The 16,968-nt window shown below is 53.4% G+C and carries 20 protein-coding genes; 10 read left to right on the forward strand and 10 right to left on the reverse strand.

Features of this window, described 5'->3' with window-relative positions:
* Positions 1-63: 63 nt before the first annotated feature.
* Genes ACRBCU_RS17950 through pobA form a run of 5 tightly spaced genes read right to left on the reverse strand, consistent with a single transcriptional unit; the run spans position 64 to position 3,818 of the window.
* Positions 64-894 carry a 3-keto-5-aminohexanoate cleavage protein gene (locus ACRBCU_RS17950; protein WP_431366769.1) on the reverse strand — a complete coding sequence of 277 codons (831 nt, stop codon included), beginning with the start codon at positions 892-894 and terminating at the stop codon, positions 64-66.
* Positions 895-901: 7 nt separating this feature from the next.
* On the reverse strand, positions 902-1,513 hold the full coding sequence (gene pcaG, locus ACRBCU_RS17955) for a protocatechuate 3,4-dioxygenase subunit alpha (RefSeq protein ID WP_431366770.1): 612 nt from the start codon (positions 1,511-1,513) through the stop codon (positions 902-904).
* Position 1,514: 1 nt separating this feature from the next.
* Positions 1,515-2,261: a protocatechuate 3,4-dioxygenase subunit beta gene (pcaH, locus tag ACRBCU_RS17960; RefSeq protein WP_431366771.1), complete on the reverse strand. Its 747-nt coding sequence runs from the start codon at positions 2,259-2,261 to the stop codon at positions 1,515-1,517.
* Entirely contained in the window at positions 2,258-2,638 is a 381-nt protein-coding gene (gene pcaC, locus ACRBCU_RS17965) for a 4-carboxymuconolactone decarboxylase (protein WP_431366772.1), read from the reverse strand. The genes pcaH and pcaC overlap by 4 nt, the downstream gene beginning before the upstream one ends.
* A gap of 10 nt (positions 2,639-2,648) precedes the next feature.
* On the reverse strand, positions 2,649-3,818 hold the full coding sequence (gene pobA, locus ACRBCU_RS17970; protein WP_431366773.1) for a 4-hydroxybenzoate 3-monooxygenase: 1,170 nt from the start codon (positions 3,816-3,818) through the stop codon (positions 2,649-2,651).
* Positions 3,819-3,911: 93 nt separating this feature from the next.
* Between pobA and pcaQ the strand changes: the two genes are divergently transcribed.
* From pcaQ to ACRBCU_RS18020, 10 genes are all read left to right on the forward strand, one after another.
* Positions 3,912-4,817, forward strand: a complete 906-nt coding sequence (pcaQ, locus tag ACRBCU_RS17975) for a pca operon transcription factor PcaQ (protein ID WP_431366774.1) — start codon at positions 3,912-3,914, stop codon at positions 4,815-4,817.
* 131 nt (positions 4,818-4,948) lie between these two features.
* A complete protein-coding gene (locus tag ACRBCU_RS17980; protein ID WP_431366775.1) occupies positions 4,949-5,560 on the forward strand; it encodes a ribonuclease D in 612 nt (203 codons plus the stop codon).
* The gene (locus ACRBCU_RS17985) at positions 5,560-6,522 is read left to right on the forward strand and encodes a KpsF/GutQ family sugar-phosphate isomerase (protein ID WP_431366776.1); all 963 of its coding nucleotides are present in this window, start codon (positions 5,560-5,562) and stop codon (positions 6,520-6,522) included. The genes ACRBCU_RS17980 and ACRBCU_RS17985 overlap by 1 nt, the downstream gene beginning before the upstream one ends.
* Positions 6,523-6,526: 4 nt before the next feature.
* Positions 6,527-7,138 (forward strand): LPS export ABC transporter periplasmic protein LptC, encoded by a 612-nt coding sequence (gene lptC, locus ACRBCU_RS17990; protein WP_431366777.1) that lies wholly within the window; start codon positions 6,527-6,529, stop codon positions 7,136-7,138.
* 66 nt (positions 7,139-7,204) lie between these two features.
* On the forward strand, positions 7,205-7,678 hold the full coding sequence (locus ACRBCU_RS17995; protein ID WP_431366778.1) for an LptA/OstA family protein: 474 nt from the start codon (positions 7,205-7,207) through the stop codon (positions 7,676-7,678).
* The gene (gene lptB / locus ACRBCU_RS18000) at positions 7,675-8,433 is read left to right on the forward strand and encodes an LPS export ABC transporter ATP-binding protein (protein WP_431366779.1); all 759 of its coding nucleotides are present in this window, start codon (positions 7,675-7,677) and stop codon (positions 8,431-8,433) included. The genes ACRBCU_RS17995 and lptB overlap by 4 nt, the downstream gene beginning before the upstream one ends.
* A 239-nt stretch (positions 8,434-8,672) precedes the next feature.
* Positions 8,673-9,239, forward strand: a complete 567-nt coding sequence (hpf, locus tag ACRBCU_RS18005; protein ID WP_431366780.1) for a ribosome hibernation-promoting factor, HPF/YfiA family — start codon at positions 8,673-8,675, stop codon at positions 9,237-9,239.
* A 44-nt stretch (positions 9,240-9,283) separates the two neighbouring features.
* Complete coding sequence (locus ACRBCU_RS18010; protein ID WP_431366781.1) at positions 9,284-9,748, forward strand: PTS sugar transporter subunit IIA; 465 nt, start codon at positions 9,284-9,286, stop codon at positions 9,746-9,748.
* A 10-nt stretch (positions 9,749-9,758) separates the two neighbouring features.
* The gene (idi, locus tag ACRBCU_RS18015) at positions 9,759-10,289 is read left to right on the forward strand and encodes an isopentenyl-diphosphate Delta-isomerase (RefSeq protein ID WP_431366782.1); all 531 of its coding nucleotides are present in this window, start codon (positions 9,759-9,761) and stop codon (positions 10,287-10,289) included.
* A gap of 182 nt (positions 10,290-10,471) precedes the next feature.
* The gene (locus ACRBCU_RS18020; RefSeq protein ID WP_431366783.1) at positions 10,472-11,395 is read left to right on the forward strand and encodes a DMT family transporter; all 924 of its coding nucleotides are present in this window, start codon (positions 10,472-10,474) and stop codon (positions 11,393-11,395) included.
* Here ACRBCU_RS18020 and ACRBCU_RS18025 read toward each other — a convergent pair.
* From ACRBCU_RS18025 to ACRBCU_RS18045, 5 genes are read right to left on the reverse strand one after another with little or no spacing between them, the layout of a single operon-like run.
* On the reverse strand, positions 11,392-12,717 hold the full coding sequence (locus ACRBCU_RS18025; protein ID WP_431366784.1) for an NAD(P)/FAD-dependent oxidoreductase: 1,326 nt from the start codon (positions 12,715-12,717) through the stop codon (positions 11,392-11,394). The genes ACRBCU_RS18020 and ACRBCU_RS18025 overlap by 4 nt on opposite strands.
* Entirely contained in the window at positions 12,714-13,529 is an 816-nt protein-coding gene (locus ACRBCU_RS18030) for an ABC transporter permease (RefSeq protein ID WP_431366785.1), read from the reverse strand. The genes ACRBCU_RS18025 and ACRBCU_RS18030 overlap by 4 nt, the downstream gene beginning before the upstream one ends.
* Positions 13,526-14,416, reverse strand: a complete 891-nt coding sequence (locus ACRBCU_RS18035; protein WP_431366786.1) for an ABC transporter permease subunit — start codon at positions 14,414-14,416, stop codon at positions 13,526-13,528. The genes ACRBCU_RS18030 and ACRBCU_RS18035 overlap by 4 nt, the downstream gene beginning before the upstream one ends.
* A 3-nt stretch (positions 14,417-14,419) precedes the next feature.
* Positions 14,420-15,742: an ABC transporter ATP-binding protein gene (locus ACRBCU_RS18040; protein WP_431366787.1), complete on the reverse strand. Its 1,323-nt coding sequence runs from the start codon at positions 15,740-15,742 to the stop codon at positions 14,420-14,422.
* 57 nt (positions 15,743-15,799) lie between these two features.
* Entirely contained in the window at positions 15,800-16,882 is a 1,083-nt protein-coding gene (locus tag ACRBCU_RS18045; RefSeq protein WP_431366788.1) for a polyamine ABC transporter substrate-binding protein, read from the reverse strand.
* Positions 16,883-16,968: the final 86 nt, after the last annotated feature.

Consider the following 16,968-nt stretch of genomic DNA (forward strand, 5'->3'; position numbering starts at 1 on the left):
CAAAACTCGCTCCTGAATAACTGGCGCGATTGAACGCGTAGCCTGTCCGCTCAAGCCCATGCTTTAGGGTCGAAGACCAAGTATTTGGCGGGCTTGCGCCGCAGATGCAACGGAGCGCTCATACTTCTCGCACAAGTCTACCGCACGTTTAACTAGAGCAGCATTTGAGGGAGCAAGGGTGTTTTTATCGAGGCGAATGTTATCCTCAAGGCCCGTTCGAGCGTGGCCACCTGAGGAGATTGCCCATTCGTTCAAAACAATCTGATTTGGACCAACTCCAGCGGCGCACCAAGGAGCGTCCTCGCCAAAAAGGCGCGCAACGGTGGCGCGATAGAAGTCAAAGACCTCGCGATCGGCGGGCATTGCATTTTTGACACCCATTACGAACTGGACATAGGGCATTCCTGCAAGCTGCCCCCGCTTTTGCATCAAAGCCGCGTGGAAGATATGGCTGAGATCAAAGGCTTCGATTTCCGGCTTCACATCGTATTTGATCATCTCCGAAGACAGCCAATCAACCAAGTCAGGGCTGTTTTCATAGACCCGCGTCGGGAAATTATTTGAGCCAACAGAAAGCGAAGCCATGTCAGGCTTCAAAGACAGCATACCGCCCCGATCACGACCAGCGCCAGAGCGCCCACCCGTCGAGAGTTGAACAATCATCCCCTCGCAGTGCGCTTCGATTCCCTCTTTCAAGCGCGCGAAACGCTCTGGATCGGAGGTTGGCTTGCCCTCATCATCGCGCACGTGGCAATGCGCGATGCTTGCCCCCGCTTCAAAGGCCGCATGCGTGCTTTCGATCTGCTCGGCGACAGTGACTGGCACCGCAGGGTTGTCCGCTTGGGTTGGAACAGAGCCTGTGATGGCGACGCAGATGATACAGGGGTTGGACATGATGGCCTCACATATCGAAGAAGATGGTTTCGCTTGCGCCTTGCAAGTGAATGTCGAACCGATATGCACCGTCCGCTTCTTTCTTGGCAAGTAGCGTTGGAATGCGGTTCTGATGCTCGATCCGCGTTAGAATGGGATCGGCGGCATTGGCCTCTGCTTCATCCTCAAAATAGATGCGCGTGTGAAGGCCGATGTTGATGCCGCGCGCAACAACCCAAGCGGTTATGTGCGGCGCTTGCATACGCCCGTCAGGGAAGGGAACCGCGCCGGGTTTAACGGTGTCAAAGGTGAATTCGCCCGTGTCCATATCTCCGGGGGAGCGGCCCCAACCTGTGAAATTGGGATCAGGCGTGCCGCGTGTTTCGTTTGCAGAGGGGAACAGCCCCGCCGCATCGGGTTGCCAGATTTCAATCATCGCATCGCGCAGCGGTGTGCCTGTGCCGTCATAGACGATACCCTTGATCGTGATCTCCTCGCCCTGAACAGGGCCGGTTTTCATCGACGTGCCAAGATCGCCGCCATAGATGTCGATGCCCGTGAAGTTGGGTGTGCAACCGATGTGGACATAGGGGCCTGCGGTCTGGCTAGGGCTTTCGCGAAGATTATCAAGGCGTTGCATATCACAGACCCTCCTTACGGTTTTCAAAATAGGTCTGACGTTTTCCGCGAATGACCATGTCGAACTTATAGGCGCGGCTGTCCATCGGAACCGTACGGTTCATATCCAGCAAGGCCGTGAGCGCATCCACCGCGTCCTGAGACTTTAGAACACCGACGATTGGGCAGAGCTTGATGTGCGGATCGCCCTCAAAATACATTTGGGTAATGAGGCGCTGTGCAAAGCCATGACCGAAGATCGAGAAATGAATATGCGCGGGGCGCCAGTCATTCATGCCATTGGGCCAAGGGTATGGGCCGGGTTGGATGGTGCGGAACTCGTAGGAGCCGTCCTCAGCCGTGATCGTACGTCCGCAGCCACCAAAGTTAGGATCGAGAGCTGCTTGATAGCTTTCCTTCTTGTGGCGATAGCGCCCGCCTGCATTGGCCTGCCAGAACTCGACCAAAGCGCCCGGAACGCCGCGCCCATTTTCGTCCAAAACGCGGCCATGTACGATGATGCGCGGGCCAATCGCGGTTTCGCCAGTTTGCGAATAGTTCAGCAGAAGATCGTTATCCAACTCTCCCAACATGTTGTGGCCGAAGACAGGGGATGTCTCTTCGCTCAAGGTTGATGGGAAGGACAGTAGCGCCGCCTGTGGGCTACGTTTGACGCTGGTCTTATAGGGCGGTGTCAGCGCGTCGGGTTGCCAATTGCGGTCACGCGGGATGAAACCGCCCGTTTTTGGCGGGGTATTGATAAGACTCATAGGGTCACTCCCATTTCTGCGTAGGTTTGTTTGGCAAGCTTGATTGCATGATTGGCCTTTGGCACGCCCGCGTAAACAGCAACATGCATGAAAGCTTGAAGAACGTCTTGTGGCGAAGCACCCGTGTTGGCCGTTGCGCGCACATGCATCGGGATTTCTTCGAAATTGCCCGTCGCGGCGAGCAGCGCAAGCGTCAGCATCGAGCGTTCGCGCTTGGCGATGGTGTCATCGGCCCAAAGCGTCCCCCAAGCCCCCTCGGTGATCATGCTTTGGAACGGTTCATCAAAGGCGCTTTTGCTTGCCTCTGCGCGGTCCACATGGGCATCCCCAAGGACCGAGCGGCGCACTTTCATACCGTCTTCATATCGTGTGCTCATGTGAGGCTCCTTAGTAGGGTAGACCGACGTAGTTTTCAGCCATCGCGCGCTGCGCGGCTTCATTGGTGCGCAGGAATTCAATCTCGGCGATTTGCATTTTTAGATCAAATTCCGATTGATCGGGGAAGCGATGCATGAGCGAAGAGAACCACCAGCTAAAGCGCTCGGCTTTCCACACGCGCGCAAGCGCTTTTTCGGAATATGCGTTGATACCTTCGCGGCTGCCGCTCTCGTAGAATTCACGTAAGCCATTGTAGAGATAGTGAATATCAGATGCCGCGGTGTTCAATCCTTTCGCGCCTGTTGGTGGCACGATGTGGGCTGCATCACCGCACAGGAAAAGGTTGCCCCAGCGCATCGGCTCCGTCACGAACGAGCGCAGCGGGGCAATGGATTTCTCGATTGACGGACCAGTGACCAGTTTGTCGGCAGCCTCTTTGGGGATGCGGCGTTTCAGTTCATCCCAAAAGGCGTCATCGCTCCAGTCTTCTGGATTATCGTCTAGCGAGCACTGGATGTAATAACGGCTCAGGTTTTCATTGCGCATTGAGCAGAGTGCAAAACCGCGCTCAGAGCCTGAATAGATCAGCTCGTGATTAACGGGGGGCGTTTCCGACAGAATGCCGAGCCAGCCAAAGGGGTAAACCTTTTCATATTCACGGCGCACCTCGGTTGGGATGGTTTGACGACTTACCCCGTGAAAACCATCGCAGCCTGCAACGAAATCGCAATCTAACCGGCGGTCTTCCCCATCGACGGTGTAAGTCAGATAGGGGGCATCGCTTTTGGCGTCATTGATGACCACGTCTTCAACATTGAACTCAATCTTACCGTTTGCCTTTTCGCGCGCCTCATAGAGATCGCGGGTGACTTCGGTCTGACCATAAACGATGACCGGATGACCCGCGTGTTTATCAAAATCGATGCGAAACATCGTCTCGCCAAAGGAAACTTGCGTGCCATCATGCACATAGCTTTCTGCGTCCATACGCTCGCTTGCGCTCGCTTCGCGCATCAGCTCAACAAAGCCGCGTTCCAAAACGCCCGCGCGGATGCGACCAAGAACATAGTTTTTGGTCTTACGTTCAAGCACGATGCTTTCAATGCCCTTGGTATGAAGCAATTGCGACAAAAGCAGACCAGAAGGCCCCCCTCCGATTATCGCGACTTGAGTTTTCATGGCGTCCTCCGTGACCTTTGGATCAGATTTACTTTGCTATTAATGGCAAGTAAAATGACATAACGTGAATTTTAATTATCGAAAATGGAAAGCATGGATCGGCGCATCAAGTTTCGTCACTTAGAAGCCTTTGTCGCGATTGCCCGCGCAAAGCGCCTAAAGCGTGCAGCTGAGCAGTTAAACCTGACACAGCCAGCGATTTCCAAAACCCTAAAAGATCTTGAGGGCATTCTTGGCGTTTCGCTAATGGACAGAGGGCGCGCAGGTATTCGGCTCACGCATGAAGGTGATGTGTTTTTGAGATTTGCAGAACAAAGCCTGTCCGCACTGAGTAATGGGCTCAGCAGCATCTCAGCAGCGAAAACAGATGGTCAAAGCCTGCTAACCGTTGGTGCATTGCCTAGCGTTATGGGGCGGCTATTACCGCGCGCTGCCAATCTGTTTCGCACACAGATGCCTCAAACTGTGTTGCAAGTGTTTGCAGGTCCACATGATGCGATGACTGATCAGTTGAGAGCCGGATCGCTTGATTTATGCGTCGGGCGAATGGGAAGCCCCGCAAGTATGAGCGCCCTTTCGTTCACACAGCTTTATTCTGAAAGCGTTGTAATCGTGGTCGCGCCGGATCATCCATTGAAAGATGCGACGCGGCTTGAGCAACTTATTGGCTTTCCCGTTATTTACCCACCCCAAAGCGCCGCAATACGGCCGCTGGTTGCGCGCAAAATGATAGCGACGGGTCTTCCCCTCTTTGCGGATCGCATCGAAAGTACGTCAGAGTCATTTGGCCGCGCAGTTACACTCGGGCCGATGCAAGCGCTGTGGTTTATTTCCAAAGGTGTCGTGGAGCATGATCTGGACACTGGCAACCTGCGCGCTCTCGACATCGATATGAGTGAAACCGCAGGCCCAGTGGGCATTATGGCGAGGTCAGAGGAACCGCCGAGCACGGCAACGCAGCTCTTTCGCCGTTGCCTGCTTGAGAGCGCGCAAGGGTAATAGTGCAACGGCGAAATTGGCTTCAACGATCAAACCACTACACATTCAGAACTGAACCCAGTAATACACCTTTAGAAACAATGGCTAAGCAATGCAGCGCGACCATCTTTCTAGCTTTTGGCGGATGAAGAATGACCAACACATTGTACCAAAACGATATTCCAGCGGACTTGGATCTAGGTCCCGTTGTCGCCATTGATTGCGAGACGATGGGGCTAAATCCTCATCGCGACAGGCTTTGCGTCATTCAAATGTCTAGCGGTGACGGAAATGCACACCTTGTCCAACTCGATAAAGGCCAAAGCGACGCGCCAAATCTGTGCAAAATGCTGGCCGACCCTAAAGTGCTAAAGCTGTTTCACTATGGCCGTTTTGACATTGCCGCTATGCTGAATGCTTTTGGCATTTTGACGGCCCCTGTTTATTGCACAAAGATTGCCAGCAAGCTTGTGCGCACCTACACGGATCGTCACGGGCTTAAGAACCTATTGCAAGAATTGTTGAAGGTCGACATTTCGAAACACCAACAATCAAGCGATTGGGGAGCGGAGAAACTTACTACGGCCCAATTAGACTACGCCGCGAGTGACGTGCTATATCTACACCGCTTGCGCTCCGAACTTAACAAGCGGCTCATCCGCGAAGATCGTATGGCAATCGCACAATCGTGTTTTGATTTTTTACCAACACGCGCACAGCTAGACCTTGAAGGTTGGCCAGAACAGGACATCTTTTCACACTGATGGTACAAAAAAACACATTCCTGGACACCGCGCGGCGCGTGATCCGTATTGAGGCCGATGCGCTTTCGCTGTTGGCGGACGGAATTGGCGATCCATTTGCAGAAGCGGTTCAACTGATTTTGGATGCTCCCGGCCGCATTATCATTTGCGGTATGGGTAAGTCTGGACATATCGCACGTAAGATCGCCGCAACCTTAGCAAGCACAGGAACGCCCGCGCATTTTGTCCATCCGGCAGAGGCCAGCCATGGAGATCTTGGCATGATGGCAAAGGGGGATGTCGCGCTGGTGCTGTCTAATTCAGGAGAGACGCCAGAACTTGCTGATGTGATCGCGCATACCAGACGCTTTGGCATTCCTATGATTGGCGTTGCGAGCAAAGAGCAATCAACGCTTTTAACGCAGTCTGACGTAGCTATTGTTTTACCCGCTGCCGAAGAAGCCTGCGGGACGGGCGTTGTCCCGACAACATCTACAACAATGACCCTCGCTTTGGGTGATGCAATGGCCGTCGCTCTTATGGAGCATCGCGCTTTCACCCCTGCAAACTTCCGTGACTTCCACCCAGGTGGAAAACTGGGCGCGCGTTTATCCAAAGTTAGCGATCTGATGCACTCTGGCGATGCCTTGCCGTTAGTGGCACCTGAAACCTCGATGGGGGATGCCCTGCTTGAGATTTCTCAAAAGGGCTTTGGTGTTGTCGGCGTAGTCGATGCAGGTGGCGCTCTACTCGGCATCATCACAGATGGCGATTTACGCCGCCACATGGAAGGGCTTCTCGATCTTCGCGCAAGCGATGTTCAAACGAGCGGGCCTACGACTATGCGCGCGGGTGCATTGGCTGAAGAAGCGCTTGGCGTTATGAACTCGAATAAGATTACATGCCTCTTTGTGACCGATGAGAGCGGAAAAATTGAAGGCCTTTTGCACATTCATGACTGCCTTCGCGCTGGTCTAGGCTAAGCCAATGGCTTTTCGGGATCATGCATACACACGCATCATACGCGGATTGAAGGTCACGTTACCAATCGTTGCGTTGATCCTTTTGTCCACGATGTTCATGTTGTCGCGCAAAGTCGATCCCTCCGCAGCCGCAGCCTTGTCCAATCAAGCTTTCAAAGAGCGCATCGAAAGCTCGCAATTGAGCGACCCTCAATACGATGGCAACACTAACAGTGGCAAAAGCCTAACCGTAACCGCGCAGTCTGCACGCCCCGACCCCAAGATCGAAGGCAAAACTTACGGCCAAGTCGTTAATGCCGTTATCAATCTCGACAGCGGCGAGGTGATGACGGTCGACGCCGACACTGGTGTGATCAATGAAGCGGAAGATTTCGCGGTATTGAGCGGAAATGTGCACATCGTCACCAGCGATGGATATGATATGCGCACCAGCCAGCTCACATCGCTTTTGTCCAAGATTGAAGGTGAATCTGCTGGACCTGTCGCTGGGTTTGGCCCTCCCGGAACACTAAATGCGGGTAAAATGTATATGCAAACCGACGATGAAACGGGTCGCGTACTAATACTTTTTACTCAAGGCGTGCATTTGGTGTACAAGAAACCAAAAGATGAATAGGCGAACACTGTGCAGTTGATCAAAACCCTCCTTCTCCTTTGCTTTTTTGCTATCGCACAAACTACCGTGTCGTATGCACAAGACAGCGAAGGCGGTACATCCATCGTCTTTGGTGATCGCAAGCAAGACACAGACGCACCAATTGATGTGACTTCTGCAAAACTTGCGGTCGATGAAAATGCAAACACTGCGCTTTTCACCGGCGATGTCGTCGTCGTGCAAGACACCATGACCATGTACGCGCCTTGGGTGAAAGTGTTCTATCTAGAAGATCAAAGTGGCATTTCGCACATGCACGCCCGAGACGGAGTGACCCTGATACAAGGCGAAGAAGCTGCAGAAGGCGAACAAGCCGATTATGACTTGGTCGCAGACGTGATCGTGATGACGGGTGACGTACTGGTCACGCAGAAACTAAGCGCTATTGCGTCAGACAAGATGACAATACAGCTAGAAGACGGGACCGCATTGATGACGGGGCGCGTTAAATCATTGTTGCGTACGAATTCTAACAACAAGAAGAAGGACGACGGTGAATGAGCCGCCCTAGCTTGCGAGTCACTGAAGGCGAGTCCGGCCTTAACATCGTCAATTTGCGAAAGAGCTATAAGAAAAAAGTCGTCATTCGAGACGTTTCGATGAAGCTTGCGCGTGGTGAAGTAATCGCGCTCCTTGGGCCAAATGGATCGGGGAAAACCACTAGCTTTTATGCAATCGCTGGCCTCGTGTATCCTGAGGGTGGCACTGTTTCGATCGACGGGCGCGAAGTCACAAATTTACCCATGTACCGCCGCGCCAAACTGGGCATCGGATATCTGCCACAAGAGATGTCCATCTTTCGCGGTATGAGCGTAGAAGACAATATCGCATCGATCCTCGATATCTCACTCAAGAACCGTCAAAAGCGTCGCGAAAGACTGGAAGAACTGCTTTCCGAGTTCTCGATTGAACACCTGCGCGGGGCACCTGCACTGGCTCTTTCAGGTGGGGAACGGCGGCGCGTCGAAATTGCCCGTTGCCTTGCTGCTGATCCCAAATATCTACTGCTGGATGAACCCTTTGCCGGCGTTGATCCAATTTCCGTAGGTGATATTCGCCACCTTGTGGCGGATCTGAAGAAACGCGGAATCGGCGTTCTTATTACGGACCATAATGTACGAGAAACTTTGGAAATTGTTGATCGCGCCTACATCCTTCACGATGGGCAGGTTCTGATGTCAGGGACACCCGACGACGTTGTGCAAAACGAAAACGTTCGCCGTGTCTATCTCGGTGACAATTTCAAAATTTCTTGAAAATCCTCGTCACTTTCTTGCGCAAAATCTCTGGAATTCATTGACAGCACTGGCGAAATTGGCGTCAGATACCAGTATGACGTTTTGCAAGATCGCGCATTTCAAACTAATGCATACCTCTGATGAGGTAAAATTTCTGCAATCTGCAATTGTGTCATTCTCTGTCCGCCAAACCTGATCCCAGGACCGCACACCCCCTTCGGGGCAGTGCGTTGGCACCAAAATATGAAGGAGACAGGATGCGTTACCAAATCAGTGGCAAACAAATCGATATCGGCGAAGCACTACAGACTCATGTAAAGGACGAACTTGGCGTCATTTTAGACAAATATGCCCAGCGACCGACGGATGCGAATGTAATCTTTTCCAAGAGCGCACATGAGTTCGTTTGCGAAGCGACGGTGCACCTATCGACGGGGCTAACGGCCTCTGCGCGCGCGCATGCTACTGAAATTTATGCTGCTTTTGACGGCAGTTGTGAAAAAATGGACAAACAATTACGCCGATATAAACGACGCCTTAAGGATCATCACAAGGACAGGGCAGATCCTGTTGAACTCATTGGTGCTTCCTCTTATATCCTCGCCAGCGAACACGCAGAATCGGAATCAGAGCCAGAAACACTGCAACCCGTCATCGTCGCAGAAATGGAAACGAAAATTCCATCTTTGTCTGTCGGTGAAGCGGTCATGCAGATGGAACTCGCTGGTGCTCCGGTCTTGATGTTCAAGAACGAAGGAAACAAGGGCGTGAACGTCGTATACCGTCGAGATGACGGAAATATTGGCTGGATCGATCCAAAGTAACAATCCGCTCTGCTCAACGAGTAGAATACGTAAGGTGCTTGTGCATGGAAATCGGTGATTTGTTGAAACCTGAGGCGCTGAAAATCGTCTCAACCGTTTCGAGCAAGAAGATGCTTCTACACGCTATTTCTGAATTCGCAGAACAAGTACATGGATTGGATGCAGCTCAAACGCTGCAAGCCTTGCAAACACGCGAAGCGCTTGGGCCAACGGGAGTTGGCCACGGCGTCGCCATACCACATGCGCGCATTGCTGGATTGGAGGGTGTTGTGTCTGTGTTTGTTCGCCTCGACAAACCAATCGATTTCGGCGCGGTAGATCGCAAGCCTGTGGATCTATTCTTTGGTCTATTTGCCCCAGAAGAAGCAGGCGTAGAACACCTCAAAGCGCTCGCACTAATTTCCCGAACAATGCGGGATAATTCGATTTGCGCAAAGCTGCGCGCAAATGACGATGCTGAAACTCTTCACGCAATCCTCACTGAATTGCCCCGCCAGCAAGCAGCCTAAGGCTCGATCGGTGGATATCGCGATTCCAGCGTGGGTTGATGGCACACTGACACCTGTAGAAAAGCTAGATGCTCATGTCCGCGGGCTTCGTCACAAAGCGGTGTCCGTTTTCGTATTTCACAACCGAAAGATGCTGATCCAACGACGGGCGATGGATAAGTATCATACGCCGGGTCTATGGGCCAACACGTGCTGCACCCACCCGTTCTGGGACGAGCCACCCGAAGTTTGTGCAACACGCAGACTTGGCGACGAACTCGGCCTTCACGATATTCAATGCGACTACCGTGGCCAGATAGAATATCGGGCGGACGTCGGGAATGACTTAATTGAACATGAAGTCGTGGACGCCTACGTTGCTCATCTTGCTGAAAAACCGCAGATTGCCCCAAATCCCGACGAAGTGATGGACTTTTTGTGGATCACCTATGCAGATTTGGTGCGCCGCGTAGATGAAACCCCACAAGACTTTACGCCTTGGATCAAAATCTACCTACAAGATTTCGCACAATCGATCTTTCTTCCTGACGAAATTTCCTAAGTACCCACACGAATATCGACGATCATCGCCGTGCGCTATCTTGATGACGCTGGAAAACATGCGGAGATAGTCGTGCCCGGCTTTGCGGTTTTTTGCATCGATGGTCCTGCATATCATAGATGCCCATTGTGCAAAGTAACTGCGCCCTTCCCATCGTTGTGCAACAGGTATAGCGATAGAGTATGTCCCCATTTACCGGCATTGCTCTGAAACTCATTTCCGTTGTTTTGTTCGTCATTATGGCGGCATTGATCAAAGCAACGACCGACGATGTCCCGACAGGGCAAGCAATGTTCTTCCGCTCCATCTTTGCTCTACCAGTTATCATCCTGTGGCTGCTCTGGCGGCGAGAACTCAGCACGGGCCTGCGCACAAGTAATCCAATGGGTCATGTTTGGCGCGGTTTGATCGGTGCTTGTGGGATGGGCTTCGGCTTTGCATCGCTTGCCTATTTGCCCTTGCCTGACGTCACCGCCATAGGCTTCGTTGCGCCGCTAATGACGGTGGTTTTGGCGGCTGTTCTGTTGGGTGAACGCCTCAGAGCGTATCGCATATCGGCGGTGGTTCTGGGGTTGATTGGCGTCACGGTGATCCTCTCTCCGCGCCTGTCAATCTTTTCGGGAGAAGCCATCGAGCGAGCTGCGCAAGTCGGCATCATATTGGTTCTGACCTCTGCCATGTTTCGCGCCCTTGCACAGATCCATATCCGCAAGCTTGCCCAAAGTGAGCAGACCGCAGCCATCGTGTTTTACTTTTCGATGACAACAACAGTCCTGTCGCTTATGACCTTTCCCTTCGGTTGGACGATGCCTGATGCAAGCGCGATAATCATGTTGATTGCGGCTGGCTTGATCGGGGGCATTGCGCAGATTTTCATAACCTCTGCTTACCGTTTTGCGGATGCGGCAGTGATCGCACCCTTCGATTATGCCTCGATCCTTTTCGCGATGGTGATCGGTTATGTGTTCTTTGCCGAGGTGCCGACACTGCAAATGCTGATCGGCTCTGGCATCGTTATATTAGCGGGGCTTTTGATTATCTGGCGCGAACGCGCGCTGGGCCTGAAGCGGGGCAAAGCAAGGCCGACGATGACACCGCAAGGTTAGCGGTCCGTGAGACCCATAAGCGCGTATGTAGGCGTCAAGAGCCAGCGACGTTTCATACCAAACGGGAATTTCTTTGGCGGGTTCTGCAAAAGGCTCGGATAGGGCATGCGCGTTGGTTTGCCCTGCACCAGATCGCCAAGCAGCGCGCCGCAATAGCTGCCCATTGCAACGCCGTTGCCATGATAAGCGAGCGATGCAAAGGCGCCGGGCATCTCGGGAATAGGCCCTGTGAAGGGTGCCCCATTGGCATTCAGTGCAACGAGGCCCGACCAGTAATGCGGGGTTTCCACGTTTTTCCATGCGGGGAACATTTGCTCAAAGTCGCTGCGAATAATCCGTTTGATCTTTGCCTCGGCGCGCTCGGTCGCGAAGATGCCGCCGCGCATCCCAAACAGGAAACGGCGATTGGGCATGAGACGGAAGTAGTGCAGCAAATTACGGCTATCGAAGGCCATTTGATCAGAGCTCCAACCCGCAGCTTCGATTTCTCTATCGCTAAGGGGGCGCGTGACCAGCACGCTGGATTGCACAGGCAAGAAGCGCCCGGCGAGCCAGCTTGGCACATCCTCGGAGGAATATCCGTTTGTAGCGATGATCAAGCGCTTCGCGGTGAGCCTGCCTTGGGAGGTGTGAAGCGTGAATTCGCTGCCTTGCTCGATGCGCGTAACGGGCGAGTTCTGCAGAAGCGTCGCGCCAGCGGACAGCGCAGCATTTGCAATCCCCAGCGCATATTTCAACGGGTTGAGCGCAAAGCCGATGGGAATGGTCAGCGCGCCGTGAAAGGGGCCAGCGAGGCCATGCTCTGTAAGGTCTTTGGTGGGGATCTGTGTAGGCTCAACACCGTAATCGCGAGCGACATGTTCGGCATGTTCCTGCACCATGTCCCAACGCTTAGGCTTGTGCGCGAGCAGCGTTTCACCTTTGGAATGCGTGTCCGCGTCGATGCCGTGTTTGTCCAGCAGCCCCGCAACATGGGCGATGGCATCTTTTTCGGCAGTGCGCCAAGCCATGCGCGCATCTACGCCGTGGCGTTTGTCGATATGTTTGTTCTCTAAAATCCCACCGCCGAGGCAGCAAAAACCGCCATTGCGACCACTGGCACCCCAACCGATGGTTTGTGCGTCGAGCAGGGTTACATCAACGCCGTCCTCCGCCAAACGCAGCGCAGCGTTCACGCCAGTATACCCACCGCCGATAATCGCAACATCGCAGCGCCGCGTGCCCTGCAACGGGGGGAGATCCAGCGGCTGAGCAGTGCTCTGCCAATAGCCGTTCTGGATCGGTTCCGGCCCGTAGGCCATCGGTTCATAGATACGTTTCAATTGCGCGCTGCGGCTTGCTCGTCCCGTTGTTGACGCAGGCTCGCTTGCTTGGAAATAAGCGACGCGCTGATCACGCCGACCGTCACGATCGCGATCATGATTGTGGACAGCGCGTTGATCTCAGGGCTGACGCCAAGGCGCACGGCCGAGAAAATCTTGATCGGGAGCGTTGTGGCAGAGGGACCAGCGGTGAAGCTGGCGATCACCAGATCATCGAGGCTAAGCGTAAAGGCCAAGAGCCAGCCAGAGATTACCGCAGGCGCGATGATCGGCAAGGTGACCAACCGGAAAGCCTGCCAAGGCGAGCATCCGAGATCGAACGCGGCTTCTTCGAGTGATTGATCGAACGAAACGAGGCGCGAGGAGACAACGACAGAGACGTAGCACATCGCGAAGGTCGTATGGGCAAGGACGATTGTGAGAACTCCGCGATCAAGGCCAATCCCGATGAACAGGAGGAGCAGCGAGAGACCTGTGATAACTTCGGGCATAACGAGCGGCGCGTAGATCATCCCTGAAAACAGCGTGCGCCCTTTGAAACGACCCGCGCGCACGATGACATATGCAGCCATTGTGCCAAGGATCGTGGCCAGCGTGGAGGAGAAAACGGCGACTTTGATCGTGACCCAAGCGGAGTTGAGAAATGCCTCGTTCTGCATCAACTCGCCGTACCATTTCGTCGAAAAGCCTGCCCAAACGGTGACCAGTTTGCTCTCATTAAAGCTGTAAATCACCAGAATGATCATCGGCAGATAGAGGAATGCAAATCCAAGCGTCAGGGAGGTGACATTGAACCATGTGAACCGCTTCATCCTTCCATCTCCCGCTGTTTCTGCTCGTTTCGTTGGAACAGGATGATCGGGATGATGAGGATCAATAGCAGGATGATCGCCACCGCGGAGGCGACGGGCCAATCACGGTTGTTGAAGAACTCTTCCCAAAGCACTTTACCGATCATCAACGTTTGCGAGCCGCCCAAGAGCGACGGAATGACGAATTCACCGAGCGTCGGGATGAAGACAAGGAAGCAGCCCGCGATGATACCTGTTTTGCTGAGTGGCACGGTGACGAGCCAAAAGGCGGAGGTACGCGAGCAACCAAGGTCTTCGGCAGCTTCAAGCAGGCTGTCGTCCATCTTTTCCAGCGCCGAATAGATCGGCAGGATCATAAACGGCAGATATGTGTAGACGATACCGATGTAGACGGCGGAATTGGTGTTGAGGATCGTCAGAGGCTCTGAAGTGAGGCCCGTCCAAAGCAGGAATTGATTGAGCAGACCCTCGTTGCTGAGAATACCCATCCACGCATAAACGCGGATCAGGAAGCTGGTCCAGAATGGCAGGATCACCAGCATCAAAAGCGTCGGTCGCCACTCTGGCGCTGCGCGCGCCATGGAATAGGCGATGGGGTAGCCGATGAGAAGCGTGAAGAAGGTAGAAACCAGCGCGATCTTGAGGCTGGAAAGATAGGCTTTCCAGTATAGATCGTCGGTGGTGAGGAAGGCGAAGTTTTCGAAATCCAGCTCTGCAAAGAAACTGGTGAACCCTTTCCAACCCTCAGCCAGATCAAGCTGCGGAAGATAGGGCGGAATCTCGAGTGCTGTGTCCGAGAGCGAAATTTTTAAAACGATCAGGAACGGGATAAGAAACAGCGCAAGCAACCACAGATAGGGAACCGCAATAAGGGAAAGACGCCGCATATCCTAGGACTCCAACAGCACGCCAGCGGTACCTGTAAAGCTGACCCAGACCGTGTCTTCCCACGTTATGTTGCGCCGCGCGAGGCGGCGGGCGTTGGTCATCTGAGCTTTGATCATCGTGCCGTTGGACAGCTCTACATAGTAGGTTGAAAGATTGCCGAGATAAGCGATGTCGATCACCTTTCCCTTAATCTTGTTCACTGAGTCAGGGCGCTGTTTGCTAATGTTAAGCTTTTCGGGGCGGATCGCATAAGTGAGCGTTTTACCGGCAAGGTCTTCGTCGCCATTGAACGCGATGATCGAGGCCTCATCAGGCGACCATTTGATCGCTAAGCCGCCATCGGGCAAGGCGTCTTCTTTAGCAGCATCCAGCTCATCCTCGCTGGGCGCGGGAAGTAACTTGGGGCCAGCATCACGATCACCAAAGATCGGTTTGATCAGCTTTTTCTGAAGCCACCCAACGTTGTCGTCTTGTTCCGCTTCTGCGATCGGCTCCTCTACTTTTTCGATGGCTTTCGCAGCGGGCTTTGCGACCTCGCGTCGGGTGCTCGCGAGGCCTTCGATCAGGTTCACATCCCCGATAAAGTCCGCGACATAGCGCGAATTCGGCGCTTCATAGATTTCAGCGGGGGTAGCGACCTGCATGATGCGGCCCTCATCCATCACCGCAACGCGGGAGGCAACGGTCATGGCCTCTTCCTGATCATGCGTGACGATCACAAAGGTAGTGCCCGTTTTTTCCTGAATATCCATCAGTTCGAATTGCGTGTCCTGACGCAGTTTCTTGTCAAGCGCACCGAGCGGTTCATCAAGCAAGAGCAGTTTAGGTGCCTTGGCGAGCGAGCGCGCAAGGGCGACGCGTTGGCGTTGACCGCCTGAAATCTGATGCGGCTTGCGGCGCGCGAATTTTTCGAGCCGAGTGAGTTTCAGCATCTCTTCGACGCGCCCATCAATGGCGTCCTTGGCCATATCCGTACGGCGCAGACCGAAGGCAATATTTTCGTAGATCGAAAGATGCGGGAACAACGCGTAGCTTTGGAACATCATGTTCACAGCGCGCTTGTTAGGCGGGACATTGTTCATGTCCTGACCAGCGATTTTGATCGTGCCAGAGGTCGGCGTTTCAAAGCCGCCAAGCATACGCATCATCGTGGTTTTGCCGCAGCCAGACGGGCCAAGCAAAGCAAAGAACTCTTTCGCATAAATGTCTTGGGTCAGATCATCAATAGCAGTGAAGTCGCCAAAGCGCTTCGTGACATTCTGAAATTGGATGAGTGGAGTTTCGTTTGGATCGTCCCAAGGGGCGAATACAGATTCTTGCGCCATTCTTACTTTCCGAAGAAGAAGGAACCCCCGCGCATATTTGCGCGAGGGTTGAAAGTTTTAAGTACCGGACTTGATCTTGGTCCACATGCGCGTGACGACACGCTGCACTTTTGGTGGATACGGCGTTGTTGTGAACAGGTTCTCAAGCGTTGCCGCGTCTGGATAGATCGCAGGATCGCCAATCACGTCTTCCTCAAGCAGAGGCTGGGACGCGAGGTTACCGTTTGCGTAGTAAACGTAGTTTGACGCATCGGCCATATTCTGCGCGTCCATGATGAAGTTCAGGAACGTGTGCGCGGCGTCGGGGTTTGGCGCATCCACTGGGATTGCCATCTGGTCAAACCACATTTGCGCGCCTTCTTTAGCCGCGTGATATGCGATTTCGACGCCATTTTCAGCCTCCGCCGCACGATCGCGTGCTTGCAGAATGTCACCAGACCAGCCGATTGCAACGCAGATATCGCCGTTTGCGAGCGCGTTGATATATTCGGAGCTGTGGAATTTCTGGATGTGTGGACGCACAGCCGTCAAGACCGGCTCTGCCTTGGCAATCACGTCGGGATCATGGCTGTCAGGGTCTTCGCCGAGGAACTTCAACGTCATCGGGATCATCTCGGCAGGAGCGTCGAGCATATGAACGCCGCAATCTGCGAGTTTCGCCATATTGTCAGGGTTTAGGACCAGCTCAAGTGAATCGATAGGTGCGTCTTCGCCCAGCGCTTCTTTCACTTTACCAATGTTCACACCGATACCCGTGGTGCCCCACATGTAGTTGATGGAATAGGCGTTCTCAGGGTCGTACTGTTCTGTGCGCGAAGAGACGACATCCCACATGTTGCCCATGTTTGGCAGCTTGGACATGTCGAGTTTCTGGAAAGCGCCTGCAGTGATCTGACGCTGCAAAAAGGTGCCAGATGGCACAACAACGTCATAACCAGAACCGCCCGCAAGCATCTTTGTTTCAAGTAACTCGTTGCTGTCAAAGACGTCGTAAATCAGCTTGATGCCTGTGTCGGCTTCAAATTTTTCCAAAAGAGCTTCGTCAATATAGTCGGACCAGTTGTAAACACGGACTTCTTCCGCGCTCGCACTGGCTGCGATCAAGGCAAGCGTTGCGCTTGCGAGCATAAGTTTCTTCATGTGGTGACTCCCCGTTGGACACGTTGTTTTTGTGATTGTTATGATATGATCAAATTCCCTGACCTATGGCAACGATTGATTGTCAC

It is taken from the genome of Planktotalea sp. (genome assembly GCF_050633725.1).
In the GTDB taxonomy this organism is placed as follows: Bacteria; Pseudomonadota; Alphaproteobacteria; order Rhodobacterales; family Rhodobacteraceae; genus Planktotalea.

Excerpts from the sequence above, each read along its gene's own strand:
- ACRBCU_RS18020 (WP_431366783.1), top strand. The coding sequence starts at position 10,472 with ATGTCCCCATTTACCGGCATTGCTCTGAAACTCATTTCCGTTGTTTTG.
- ACRBCU_RS18010 (WP_431366781.1), top strand. The coding sequence starts at position 9,284 with ATGGAAATCGGTGATTTGTTGAAACCTGAGGCGCTGAAAATCGTCTCA.
- ACRBCU_RS17950 (WP_431366769.1), bottom strand. The coding sequence starts at position 894 with ATGTCCAACCCCTGTATCATCTGCGTCGCCATCACAGGCTCTGTTCCA.
- ACRBCU_RS18045 (WP_431366788.1), bottom strand. The coding sequence starts at position 16,882 with ATGAAGAAACTTATGCTCGCAAGCGCAACGCTTGCCTTGATCGCAGCC.
- ACRBCU_RS17980 (WP_431366775.1), top strand. The coding sequence starts at position 4,949 with ATGACCAACACATTGTACCAAAACGATATTCCAGCGGACTTGGATCTA.
- hpf (WP_431366780.1), top strand. The coding sequence starts at position 8,673 with ATGCGTTACCAAATCAGTGGCAAACAAATCGATATCGGCGAAGCACTA.
- pobA (WP_431366773.1), bottom strand. The coding sequence starts at position 3,818 with ATGAAAACTCAAGTCGCGATAATCGGAGGGGGGCCTTCTGGTCTGCTT.
- ACRBCU_RS17985 (WP_431366776.1), top strand. The coding sequence starts at position 5,560 with ATGGTACAAAAAAACACATTCCTGGACACCGCGCGGCGCGTGATCCGT.
- lptC (WP_431366777.1), top strand. The coding sequence starts at position 6,527 with ATGGCTTTTCGGGATCATGCATACACACGCATCATACGCGGATTGAAG.
- ACRBCU_RS18035 (WP_431366786.1), bottom strand. The coding sequence starts at position 14,416 with ATGCGGCGTCTTTCCCTTATTGCGGTTCCCTATCTGTGGTTGCTTGCG.
- pcaQ (WP_431366774.1), top strand. The coding sequence starts at position 3,912 with ATGGATCGGCGCATCAAGTTTCGTCACTTAGAAGCCTTTGTCGCGATT.
- pcaG (WP_431366770.1), bottom strand. The coding sequence starts at position 1,513 with ATGCAACGCCTTGATAATCTTCGCGAAAGCCCTAGCCAGACCGCAGGC.
- ACRBCU_RS18030 (WP_431366785.1), bottom strand. The coding sequence starts at position 13,529 with ATGAAGCGGTTCACATGGTTCAATGTCACCTCCCTGACGCTTGGATTT.
- pcaC (WP_431366772.1), bottom strand. The coding sequence starts at position 2,638 with ATGAGCACACGATATGAAGACGGTATGAAAGTGCGCCGCTCGGTCCTT.
- pcaH (WP_431366771.1), bottom strand. The coding sequence starts at position 2,261 with ATGAGTCTTATCAATACCCCGCCAAAAACGGGCGGTTTCATCCCGCGT.
- lptB (WP_431366779.1), top strand. The coding sequence starts at position 7,675 with ATGAGCCGCCCTAGCTTGCGAGTCACTGAAGGCGAGTCCGGCCTTAAC.
- ACRBCU_RS18040 (WP_431366787.1), bottom strand. The coding sequence starts at position 15,742 with ATGGCGCAAGAATCTGTATTCGCCCCTTGGGACGATCCAAACGAAACT.